The organism is Pseudomonas sp. CC11G (assembly GCF_056174845.1).
In genome coordinates this window covers 81,242-92,910 of record NZ_JBWBZC010000021.1, presented here as the reverse complement: position 1 = coordinate 92,910, position 11,669 = coordinate 81,242, and the positions used below count along the sequence as shown (strand labels likewise).

At 62.2% G+C, this 11,669-nt stretch carries 8 protein-coding genes and 1 pseudogene; 2 read left to right on the top strand and 7 right to left on the bottom strand.

The genetic code is table 11. The annotated features are described in order from the left end of the window. Window positions 1-766: 766 nt before the first annotated feature. From AC0V2S_RS21525 to AC0V2S_RS21505, 5 genes and pseudogenes are all read right to left on the bottom strand, one after another. Entirely contained in the window at window positions 767-934 is a 168-nt protein-coding gene (locus AC0V2S_RS21525) for a hypothetical protein (protein WP_475511500.1), read from the bottom strand. A 495-nt stretch (window positions 935-1,429) separates the two neighbouring features. Further along, window positions 1,430-1,648 (bottom strand): annotated as a pseudogene (locus AC0V2S_RS21520) (hypothetical protein); the annotation flags it as partial. 130 nt (window positions 1,649-1,778) lie between these two features. After that, complete coding sequence (locus tag AC0V2S_RS21515) at window positions 1,779-3,218, bottom strand: TonB-dependent receptor plug domain-containing protein (RefSeq protein WP_475511499.1); 1,440 nt, start codon at window positions 3,216-3,218, stop codon at window positions 1,779-1,781. 32 nt (window positions 3,219-3,250) lie between these two features. Then, window positions 3,251-3,760, bottom strand: a complete 510-nt coding sequence (locus AC0V2S_RS21510; protein ID WP_475511498.1) for a RidA family protein — start codon at window positions 3,758-3,760, stop codon at window positions 3,251-3,253. 94 nt (window positions 3,761-3,854) lie between these two features. After that, a complete protein-coding gene (locus AC0V2S_RS21505; RefSeq protein ID WP_475511497.1) occupies window positions 3,855-5,444 on the bottom strand; it encodes a flavin monoamine oxidase family protein in 1,590 nt (529 codons plus the stop codon). A gap of 331 nt (window positions 5,445-5,775) precedes the next feature. Between AC0V2S_RS21505 and AC0V2S_RS21500 the strand changes: the two genes are divergently transcribed. Then, a complete protein-coding gene (locus AC0V2S_RS21500) occupies window positions 5,776-6,303 on the top strand; it encodes an RNA polymerase factor sigma-70 (protein ID WP_475511496.1) in 528 nt (175 codons plus the stop codon). 102 nt (window positions 6,304-6,405) lie between these two features. After that, window positions 6,406-6,921 carry a DUF1993 domain-containing protein gene (locus tag AC0V2S_RS21495; RefSeq protein ID WP_475511495.1) on the top strand — a complete coding sequence of 172 codons (516 nt, stop codon included), beginning with the start codon at window positions 6,406-6,408 and terminating at the stop codon, window positions 6,919-6,921. A gap of 73 nt (window positions 6,922-6,994) precedes the next feature. On the opposite strand, the gene AC0V2S_RS21490 is transcribed toward AC0V2S_RS21495, so the two are convergent. Beyond that, window positions 6,995-8,467: an efflux transporter outer membrane subunit gene (locus tag AC0V2S_RS21490; protein WP_475511494.1), complete on the bottom strand. Its 1,473-nt coding sequence runs from the start codon at window positions 8,465-8,467 to the stop codon at window positions 6,995-6,997. Further along, window positions 8,464-11,574: a multidrug efflux RND transporter permease subunit gene (locus AC0V2S_RS21485; RefSeq protein ID WP_475511493.1), complete on the bottom strand. Its 3,111-nt coding sequence runs from the start codon at window positions 11,572-11,574 to the stop codon at window positions 8,464-8,466. Before AC0V2S_RS21485 ends, AC0V2S_RS21490 begins: the two co-directional genes overlap by 4 nt. Window positions 11,575-11,669: the final 95 nt, after the last annotated feature.

Below are 11,669 nucleotides of genomic sequence, written 5' to 3'. Positions count from 1 at the left end.
TCCACCGGCAAGCCGCTGTAACGCGCTTGAACGGCGGAGAATCCGGCTCGTGGGCGATGGCCCACACATAAGCGCGGGCCAGGCGTTGCAAAAAGTCGCGCAGAGCGCCGCGCCGGCTATCGCGGATGGCCGTGTCGTTGGCCACCAGCAGCATATTGCCGGCGAACAACCTTCCCCACTCACCAACACCCGCGTGCCGCCTTCCAGCTGGCTCATGCTGGTGTAGGGTCCCAGGTGGCCCAGGCATCCGCCTCGCCATTGGCCAACAGCTGCGCGACTCGGCCGTTTGCAGGAAAATAAATTGCGCATCCTTGCCGGTAAGCCCCGCCCCGCGCAGCGCCGCCAGGGCCAGGTAATGGCCGATGGAGCCACGGGTGGTGGTGATCTTTTTGCCTTCAGGCTCGCCGCGTCATGCAACGGTGAGTCCTGATTGACCACGATTGCCACCGCCGTCTGCGTCACCTGCAGGCGGATAACGCCCGACGGTTTTCAACGGCGCACCGGCACCGGCGGCGAACACGAACGGCGCATCGCGAGTGTGCCGATATCCACCGCGCCCGCCGCCAAGGCTTCTGCTGTCGGCCTGCCGCCCCGAACGAGGCGAACTCGATGCGGTACGGCAATTCCTTAAGCTCACCCCGCTTTCGAGCAGAATTTTCAACGAGGCTTTCTGACTCGACCCCGCATCAGCTCCTCGCCCTGAACAACCGGGCGAGGCCAGCAGCGCGGCCATTAGCAAGTCGCGATTTTCATCAGAACGCCAGGCTCAAGCGGCCGTAGTAGTAACCGCCACCCAGGCCATAGGGCGAGAACATGCCGTATTCGTAGGTGCCGCCCACGGCACGATGCCGATTTTGTCCGGGTATTCATCGAACAGGTTGTTGCCGCCCACGGCCACGGTCACGTTGTTGGTGATGTCGTACGACACATCCACGTCGGTGATCCATTTCGGGCTGAAGGTACGGTCGTTGGCCGGGTTGTTGTTGCCCTCGGTGTATTCGCCGTAGCGGTGAGGCCAGGTTCACGTTCCAGTCGTTGAGGCGGTAGTTGGTGGACAGAATCCATTTGTCCTTCGGTGTGGCCTTGGTCAGGTCGATCTGTTGCTGGCGGTCGAACAGCACATAACCGGCGCCCAGGCTCGACAGCTCAGACGGCGTTTTCAGCCAGGTCGCGAATGGTGGTTTTGTTGTGGTTGTAGGCCACGCTCCATTTCGCCGAACCGTACTCGCCGAAGTTCTGGCTGTAGTCGAGCACCAGGTCGATACCCTTGGTGTGCGGGTGTCGGCGGCGTTTGGCGAAGTATTGGCCAGACAGATTTCGCGCGGCAGACCGTTGGCTTCGAGAATGTCCGAGACCTTGGTGCCCGACGAATCCCGGTTTGCAGAATGCGGTCGTCGATATCGATCAGGTACAGGTCGGCGGTAAAGCGCAGCCGTTCGATCGGTTCGGCGTAAAGCCCAGGCTGTAGTTTGCGCGATTTTTCCGGCTTGAGGGTATCGGCGCCGAGGGCGATGGCTTCTGGCGAGTCGGGGCGCATCTGCTTGGTACGCGCGGTGGTGGTCAAGCCGCCGCCGAGGAACTGGGTGACCGAGCTGGTGGCCGAGAACGCGTTCTGTGCGAGGGACGGCGCGCGGAACCCGTTGCTCACCGCCGCCCGCACGCGTAGCCGGGCAGGAACTCATAACGGGTGGTGAACTTGCCGCTGGTGGTTTCGCCGATGTCCTGGTTGTACTGCTCCTGGCGCAAGGCAAACGCCGCGTACCACTGCGAGGTGATGTTCAGGCCGAAATCGACATAGCCCGCGCCGCTGTGGCGGATTTTTGCGTTGGCGTCTTCCGGCTGGTGCCGTTCACTGAGAACAGGCCCGGGTCGGGGCGGCGGCCGGCGTATTGGCCGGTGGGAATCACGTAGTTACCGTAGTTATACGAGTTGGCCTCACCCTCCCCCAGCTCGAATTTTTCCCAGCGGTATTCGATGCCGAACGAAGTTTCGAGCGGGCTGCTCCAGCCGATATCCAGGGCGCGGGTGAAGTCGAGGTTGTTGGTCCACTGGTCGAAGGTTTCATCGGCCAGGTGGAAGCGCTGCTGACTGAAATCCGGGCCGTTGGAGATGTTCAGGTTGTTGTCGGTGTACAGCTTGGCTTTGTCGCGGCCATAGGTGGTGGACAGGTCCCAATCCCAGTCGGCCACCAGGCCTTTGGCACCGACGAGGAATTGGTAGTCGGTTTCTTTCACCTCACGGGTGGCCTGGCCGCCTTTCGGGTAGGGCTGGCCATCGACGTTGCCGTTGAGCGCGGTGATATCGGTGGGCGCGCGGTGGCCCAGTACTTTTTTGCCGTCGCGGTAGCTGAAGGTGGAGAACGAGTAGAGCTTTACGTCGTTCTGCAGCGGCAATTCGAGGTTGTAGGCGGTGCTCGCAGTGCGGTCGCGGCCCAGGCCGTATTCCTCACCCCAGCCGTGGGTTTGGCTGGTCCGCGGGTCGGGCGTGCCGTCCCACAGGGTGCCGAAATTACCTTGCACGGAGCCTGCGCGGTCGTAGGGTTCCTGCGACTTGGCGTCGAACGACAGGTTGAAAAAACCGCCATCGCCCAACGTCGTACCGAGGTTGGCGGCTTCGTGGCCAGTGGTGCCGTCGCCGCTGTAGTACTGGCCCAGCGAGCTGTCGGAGGTGATGCCCGAGTCGTCCTTCTTGAGGATGATGTTGATCACCCCGGCAATGGCGTCCGAGCCGTATTGCGCGGCGGCGCCGTCACGCAGCACCTCGATGCGCTCGATGGCAGCGGTAGGAATCAGGTCCAGATCGACCGGCACAGCGGCCGTACCGACGCGGGCGTTGTTGTTGATCATGGCGGTGTTATGCCGGCGCTTGCCGTTCACCAGAATCAGCACCTGGTCACCGCCCAGGCCTCGCATGCTGATACCGCGCACCAGAAACGCGGTGCCGCCGCCGTTGATGGTTGGCGCGTTAAAAGACGGCAGCAGGCGGGTCAGAATATCTTTGAGGCCGTTCTGGCCGGTTTTTTCAATTTGCTCGGCGGTAATCACATCGATGGGCGCCGCGCTGTCGGTCACGGTGCGCGGCGTGCTGCCACGTACGCCGGTAACCACTACGGTATCGAGCGTGGGGTCATCGGCCAGGGCGGTCACGGGCACACCCGCTGCCAGCAAGGCAGCGCTAAGGGACGACAAAGCAAAGGTTTTACTGAACGCAGTACGCATTGAAAAACTTCCTGTTTAAGCGCCTGGGGCAATTAGTTTTTAGGAGTGACAGCGGCGACGGCTTCGACTTCGATCAACGCGCCGGGCAGCACCAGGCCGGCCACTTGCACGGTGGTGCGCGCAGGTTTGAGCGGTTGTTTGTCGGTGCCGAAAAATTGCCGGAAGCCGGCTTGCAGGCCATCGAAATCGAGGCGCCCGCCGTGGGCCGGGTCGCCCACCAGGTACACGCGCAGTTGCACCACATCGCCGAGGGTCAGGCCACGTTGGGCCAGTACCGCTTCGATCTTGCGAAACACCACGACGGTCTGTTGCTCCGTGGTGCCGACCGCGCGCAAATCATCCTTGGCGGCTTTGGCATCGACGGGGTCCGGCAGAATGCCGGAGAGGTAGGTGAGCTGGCTGTTTCCCGGCAGCGTCACGGCTTGCAGAATTGGCGAATTCGGGTAGGTGGACGGCACCCGTTCGATACCGGCGGCGTGGCTGATTCCAGTACCGGCGGCGTATAGGATCCCCAACCCCAGCAGGGCTTTATGGAAAGGCATGGCATTACTCCAAGGTCTTTATCGCCAGCCTCGGAGGTCCGCTACCTGGCACATCATGGTTTTTAGGTTTGTTGTCGCAAGTGGCGCGGCGGGTTTAAGCCGTTTGCCGGTATGGCGTGTTTTGCACACGCTCGAATAAGGTACGGACCACACGGCGCGCCGCTCCGGCGGCCGCCTCCTGCCAGATGCCGACGCCACTGTGGGCCAGGCCGTCGCTGGTCAGGTGAATACGCCCCTGGGGCTGGTTAAGCAGGCTGTACGCCGGCTCGGCCACTTCGTGGTTAATCCACGGCCCAAGATTGTAGGGAATACGGCTCCAGGCCACGGCCAGCGGGTTGCGCAGCTCGGCGGAATGGCCGGGGTGTAGTAACTCGACAGCCTGTTTGGAAGCGGCGATCTGCTCGGCAATGCTCTTCTCGCCAAACACCCGCGCGGTTTCGCCGTTGTTGTAGGCGGCAATCAAAATGCCCTGCTCCTGATTGAAGCCACCGCTGGGGTACCAGAGGCCGGACGCTTCCTGATTCACAAACGAAAGGCCGCCGTAAATCTGATAGTCGCGCTCCCAGAAACGCCGGGACTGCCACGCCACCTTGTTGGCATAACCAAACTGCACCGCGCCGATGGCTTGCTGCACGGGGGCGGTGAAATTGGTGTCGAGTTTGGCCAATAGCGGCAGCGGCAAAGCGACCACGGCGTAGTCAGCATGCACGGTGTGTTCGCGGCCGGTTTTGCGGTCGCGGTAAGCCACTTGTACGCGGTCGTCCTGGTTATGAATGGCGCGTACGTCGGCGTTAAAACGCACCACGCCGTCCAGGTGTTTTTCGAAGGCTTTGGGAATGCGGTCCATGCCGCCGACCGGCTGGAACATGGTCGGCGAAAACTCCGGGTATTCGTCGATCATCAAGGCGTTGGCCAGCGCCGGATTGAGCAAAGTACGCAGCGGCAACGGGGTGTTTTTCTCTGCCACCTGCTCGCCGGCGCCGGGCCAGACTTTGTAGCCCGAGCGAACCGAACCGATGTATTCCAGCTTCTCCGACAAATCGCCAAACGTGCGCAAAAACTGCAACAGCGCCGCCTGGTCGATGCCCGTCAGTTCCGCGTTCAGCGCCTGGGAACTGACGGCCTTGGCGAGCAGTTCGGCGATATGGCCGCGGCTGTCGTTCACTGCCTGACGGATCTGGATCGGCGGTTCCGCCAGGTTCGGCCGCACCAGCGCATTGCGGCTGGTGTTGACCAATACTTCGAGCTCCACGCCCAGTTCGCGGCAGTAGCCGAGCATCAGCTGGTGGTGGCTCGGCAAACGCGCGGGGCCGGCATTGAAGTAGAAGCCGTCGGCGAAGTTGGCGACTTGTACCGTGCCGTCGGTGTACTCCACGCGGTCGCCTTTGCGCAGCGTCCAGTTGCGCCCACCGACGCGGTCGCGGGCTTCCAGCACCGTTACGTTAAAACCGGCTTTGCGCAGTTCGAAGGCACTTACCAGGCCGCCAATCCCGGCGCCAATTACCACCACGCTGGCGCCTTTGCCCAACCGGGCCGTCGGCAATGCGGCGTAGCTTTCCTGGCTGCTCGCGGGCTGGGCAAAAGCGGGGCTCAACAACCCCAGTGCGCCCATGGCGGCATAGGCTGCCCGGTAGCCGCCAACGGCGGCAACGCGGGCAATCAATGCTCTTCTGGTCAACGGCATCCCTGTCTCTCCCTGAGTTTTTCAGGCCTTTTTGGCCTTGCAACCTATATCGCGCATTGTTATAGACCGTTGCGCCAAGGCTGCTAAATTCATCTATGGGCGCCATCCTACTGACGACACAAAGATCAGAGAAATACATTTTAGGCATATGCAAATATTAAATTGTTTAATCTTAATAAGACCGCAAACTGCAAGAAATGCATAACAAGGCGTGCACATACGCTCAACCAAAACCCTCATTGTTGACAACCATTCTCATCGCGCTTAGTTTTGCTACCCGCTCGCCGACTCCACGCAAGCGCTCAACCGCCCCGGTAGCAAGGTGATTTCCATGACGGAACAACTGTCCACAGGTACGTGCGATACACCGCTATTCCAGACCTTCGTCGATAACCGCCCGGTGCTGGTCAAGGTGGCGATGCGCATCACCGGCTGCCGCTCGCGCGCCGAAGACGTGGTGCAAGACGCCTACTTCCGTTTGCACTCCGCGCCGACGATCACCGCCTCGTTCAAGGCGCAGCTCGCCTACCTGTTTCAGATCGTGCGCAACCTGGCCATCGACCACTATCGCAAGCAAGCGCTGGAGCAGCGCCATTACGGCAGCGAAGAAGAAGGGTTGAATGTGGTCACCCAGTACGCCTCGCCCGAAGCGCTGCATATTTGCTACACCACGCTGGAGCACATCGCCGACGCGCTCGGCCAGTTGCCGGCGCGTACCCGTTATGCGTTCGAGATGTACCGCTTGAATGGCGTGCCGCAGAAAGACATCGCCAAGGAGTTGGGCGTGTCGCCCACCCTGGTGAACTTTATGATTCGCGACGCCGTGGTGCACTGCGGCAATGTGGCCAGGGCGGAATGAACGCGCGTGACCGAGCGGCGAATAACGTTCCAGGCGTTATTCGCCGCTTTTTGTCCCCGGCAGCACGCGTATACTCCGGCCACCTTCAACCGGAGACCTGCCATGACTATTTCTCTGTACGCCGCGTCCGTTCCTGTTTTCAAGCAAATGCTCACCAGCCTGAGCGCCGTGCTGAAAAAGGCCGAAGACCACGCCGCCGCCAAGAACATCGACCCTGCCGCCCTGCTGCAAACCCGCCTGTTCCCTGACATGTTCCCGCTCACCCGCCAGGTGCAGATCGCCTGCGACTTCGCCCGTGGCGTGCCGTCGCGTCTGGCCGGCGTAGACGTGCCCAAGCATGACGACGTGGAAACCACCTTCGAACAGCTGCAAGCGCTGCTGAAAGAAACCCTGGACTACCTGGCCACCTTCACCCCGGCGCAAATCGACGGTAACGAAGAGCGCGAAATTCTCACCCGTCCGGGCACCCCGAAAGAGCGCAAGTTCACCGGTCAGTCGTACTTGCTGACTTACGGCCTGCAGCACTTCTTCTTCCACGTGACCACCGCGTATGCGCTGCTGCGTCATAACGGCGTAGAAGTGGGCAAGATGGATTATGTGGGTCAGCCGGCGAGCTAATCGCCACGCGCCGCAACCAAAAACGCCCAATCATTGATTGGGCGTTTTTGTGTGGGTTTGATGCAAAAGGCGCTTACTCCTTCTCCCCCAACTCCGTCACCTGCCAACCCCCACCCATCGCCGCAATCAACTGCACACTCGCCGTCAACCGGCTGCCCATCAAGGTCAGCACGGTGCGCTCGTTCGACAGCGCGGTGGTCTGCACGTTAACCACATCCGAGAAGTCGACGGTGCCGGCCTTGTACTGGTTGAGCATCAAGCGCAGCGATTCGCGGGCCGAGTCCAGCGCTTCCTGTTGCACGCCGCTCTCTTCTTTCAGCACGTCGAGCTGAACCATATAGTCCTCCACCTCGCGGAACCCGGTCAGCACGCTCAGGCGGTAGGCGGCCACAGTGGCGTCGTAGCTGGCTTCGGCTTGTTCAACGCGCGAGCGGATCAGGCCGCCGTCGAACAGGGTCATGGCGAAGTCCGGCCCTATGGACCAGTAGCGGTTCGGCGTGGTCAGCAGCTGCGACAGGCTGTCGTTACGAAAGCCGCCGCTGGCGCTCAGGGTGATGTCCGGGTAGTACGCGGCTTTGTTCACGCCGATCAGGGCGTTGGCTGACCTTACGTCGCGCTCGGCCGAGGCGATGTCCGGGCGGCGTTGCAGCAGTTGCGACGGCACGGTGGCCGGTACTTGCGGCAGGCCGGGAATGTCGTTGGTTTCAGCCAGGCTAAAGGTCGACGGCGGCTCGCCCACCAGCACGGCAATCGCGTTTTGCAGTTGCGCGCGTTGGTATTTGAGGTCGATGGCTTCGGCCTGGGTGCTCTTCAACTGGGTGCGGGCCTGGGCCACGTCGGCCTTGGTCACGATGCCGGCACGGTATTGGTTTTCCGCCAATTTGAAGGCTTTTTCGTAGGCTGCGACGGTATCGTCGAGCAGGCGTTTCTGCGCGTCCATTACCCGCAGTTGCAGGTAGTTTTGCGCCAGTTCCGACTGCTGGCTGAGCTTGGTGCCGGCCAGGGTGGCCTGGCTGGCTTCGGCGCTAGCGCTGTCGGATTCCAGTTGACGGCGCAGCTTGCCCCACAGGTCGAGTTCCCAACTGACGCCGAGGCTGGCCTGGTAGCTATCGCTGATGCCGCCAGAGCTGCCGCTGCTGACGGTGGAGCCGTCGGACAACGACACGGTGCCGCCACCGCCCGAGGCCTGGCCTGAGCGGGTTTTGCTAAACGCCGCGCTCAGGCTCGGAAAGAACGACGCACGCGCGCCACGGGCCAGGGCTTGAGCCTGACGGTATTGGGCTTCGGCCTGGGCCAGGGTCTGGTTGGAGGTTTCCAGGCGCTGTTGCAGTTGGTTCAGCGTCGGGTCGCCGTATAGCTCCCACCACGCGCCACGGTGCAGGGCATCGCTGGGTTCAGCCTGGGTCCAGCCGGCTTGCTGTTTAAAGCTGGCAGGCACTGCCACTTCCGGCTGCTGGTAGTCCGGGCCAACGGCGCAGCCAGACACGCCAATACCTGCCACGGCACAGGCCACAGCGAGCAACAGGCTGCGGGAATACAGGCTCATAACGAAGTCTCCAACGAAGCATCAGTGCGCACGCCTCTGCGGCGGTTAACCCAGTGGCGCAAACGATCCAGGTACAGGTACACCACCGGCGTGGTGTAGAGAGTCAGCAGTTGGCTGGCGATCAGCCCGCCGACGATGGTGATCCCCAGCGGCCGGCGCAACCCGGCATCGCCGCCGACACCGAAGATCAGCGGCAAGGCGCCAAGCAGCGCGGCCAGGGTGGTCATCATGATCGGCCGGAAGCGTTTTACGCAGGCTTCCAGAATCGCTTCACGCGGCGTCATGCCCAGACGGCGCTCGGCCTCCAGGGCGAAGTCGATCATCAGAATGGCGTTTTTCTTGACGATGCCTATCAGCAAAATGATGCCGATCAGCGCGATCAGGCTCAGCTCGCTACCGCAGAGAATCAACGCCAACAACGCGCCGACGCCGGCCGACGGCAACGTCGAGAGAATGGTCAGCGGGTGCACGTAACTCTCGTAGAGGATGCCGAGCACGATATACACCGCACCCAGGGCCAGCAGAATCAGCCAAGGCATATTGTTCTGCGTGTCTTGCACCGCGCCGGCGTTGCCTTCGAAGCTGGCCTGGATATCCAGCGGTAATTGCAGCGGCTCGATGGCGGCCATGATGGCGTCACGGGTCGGGCCGATCTTCGCGCCCTTGGCCAGGTTGAACGACAGCGTGGCAGCCGCGAACTGGCCCTGGTGGTTCACCGACAATGGCGCCGTGCTCGGCTCGAAATGGCTGAACTCGGCCAGCGGCACGCTCTGCCCGTCACTGCCAATCACATACACCTGGCGCAGAATTTCCGGGCTCTGCTGGTACTGCGCGCCCACTTCCATCACCACGTGGTACTGGTTCAGCGGGTTGTAGATATTGGCGATCTGTCGCTGGCCGAAGGAGTTGTTCAACACCTCGTCCACCAGCGCCATATTCACCCCCAGGCTGGCGGCGCGGTCGCGGTCCACCACCAGGCGGCTTTGCACGCCTTTGTCTTGCGAGTCGCTGTTCAGGTCGACCACTTGCGGCACCTTGCGCATGGCCGCTTCCACTTTCGGCGTCCATTCGCGCAGCAGTTTCAGGTCGTCGCTGCGCAGGGTGAACTGGTTGCTGGCGTTGCTATCACGGCCGCCCAGGCGCACGTCTTGCCCGGCGTTGAGGTACAGCGCCGCGCCGGGAATTTCCGCGAGTTTGGGCCGCAGGCGGGCGAGGATGGTGTTCACATCGTCGCGCTCGCCAATAGGTTTCAGGGTGACGAAAAACGAACCGGTGTTGCTCGACTGCCAACGGCCGCCGCCGAGAAAGCCCACCACGTTTTCGATATCCGGATCGGCCCCGAGAATCGCGCGAAACTTGCCCATCTTGTCCTGCAGGCCCTGGAAGGAAATGCTCTGGTCGGCAATGGCATAGCCACGCAAACGCCCGGAATCCTGGTCTGGCAAAAAGCCTTTGGGTATGACCACAAACAGATAGAGGTTGAGCACGATGCAGCCGAGCATGATCACGACCATCAGCCGCGAATGCGCCAGCGCCCATTCCAGGCTGGCCTTGTAGCGTGCCATCAGGCTCAGGAAAAACTTGCTATCCGCTTTAGGCTTTTCCACCACGGCATCTTTCGGCCGGGCTTTAAGCAGGCGCGCGCAGAGCATCGGGGTAAGCGTCAGACTCACCAACAGCGACACCAGAATGGCCGCCGACAACGTCACCGAAAACTCGCGGAACAGCCGGCCGATAATTCCACCCATCAACAGGATCGGGATAAACACCGCCACCAGCGACAGGGTCATGGACAGCACGGTAAAGCCCACTTCGCGGGCGCCATGAATGGACGCCTCCAGCGGCGACTCTCCCTCCTCGATGCGCCGGGCGATGTTCTCCACCACCACAATGGCGTCGTCCACCACAAAGCCGGTGGCGACAATCAGCGCCATCAGCGACAGGTTATTCAGCGAGAAGCCGCACAGGTACATCACGGCAAAGGTGCCCACCAGCGACACGGGCACGGCCAGCGCCGGTATCAGCGTGGCGCGCGGGCTGCGCAGGAACATATAGACGACCAGAATCACCAGCAGCACGGAGATGATCAGGGTGATTTCCGCTTCATCCAGCGAGGCACGAATGCTCGGGCTGCGGTCGTCCATCACCGACAGTTTCACCTTCGGCCCGATCAGTTCTTGCATCTCCGGCAGCAACGCGTGGATGCCGTCGGTGGCTTCGATAATGTTGGCGCCGGGCTGGCGGGTGACGATCAGCAGCACCGCCGGGTTGTTACCGGAGAAACCGGCGTTACGCACGTCCTCCACCGCGTTGCTGACCTCGGCGATATCACCCAGGCGCACCGCCGCGCCGGTGGTGGCGTTGTAGTGCACGATCACCGGCAGGTATTCACTGGCCTTGCGCAGCTGGTCGTTGGCGTCCACTTGCCATTGCTTGGTCACGCCGTCGATGGCGCCTTTGGGGCCGTTCGAGTTGGTGTTGGCAATGGCGGTGCGCACGGTGTCCAGGGCGATGCCGTATTTGTTCAGCGCATCGGGGTTGAGGTCCACGCGCACGGCGGGCAGCGAACTACCGCCGATGCTCACCTGGCCGATGCCTTTTACCTGGGCCAGCCGCGGCGAGACCAGGGTGGAGGCCATGTCATACATTTCGCCGCGGGTGTAGCTGTCCGAGGTGAGGGTCAACACCATCACCGGCATATCGGAGGGATTGGCTTTGCGGTACGACGGCAAGCTCGGCATGCCGCTGGGCAGCAGGCTGCTGGCCGCGTTGATGGCGGCCTGCACTTCGCGGGCGGCGCCGTCGATGTCTTTCTCCAGGGAGAACTGCACAATCACCGTGGCCGAGCCCAGCGAGCTGCTGGAGGTCATTTCCGTGATGCCGGCGATCCGCCCCAGCGCCCTTTCCAGCGGCGTGGCCACGGACGAGGCCATGGTTTCCGGGCTGGCGCCGGGCAGCGAGGCGCTGATCATGATGGTTGGGAAATCCACCGACGGCAGCGGCGCCACGGGCAGCAGGTTGAACGAGAGCCAGCCGGCGAGCAGCAGGGCTAACGTCAGCAGCGAGGTGGCGACTGGGCGGCGGATGAAGGGGGTGGAGAGGCTCATGGTGAGATCACCGTTTGCCCTGCCCTCACCCCAACCCTCTCCCGTAAACGGGAGAGGGGGCTGATCGCGTCACGCTTGTCTCCCCTCGCCCGCGT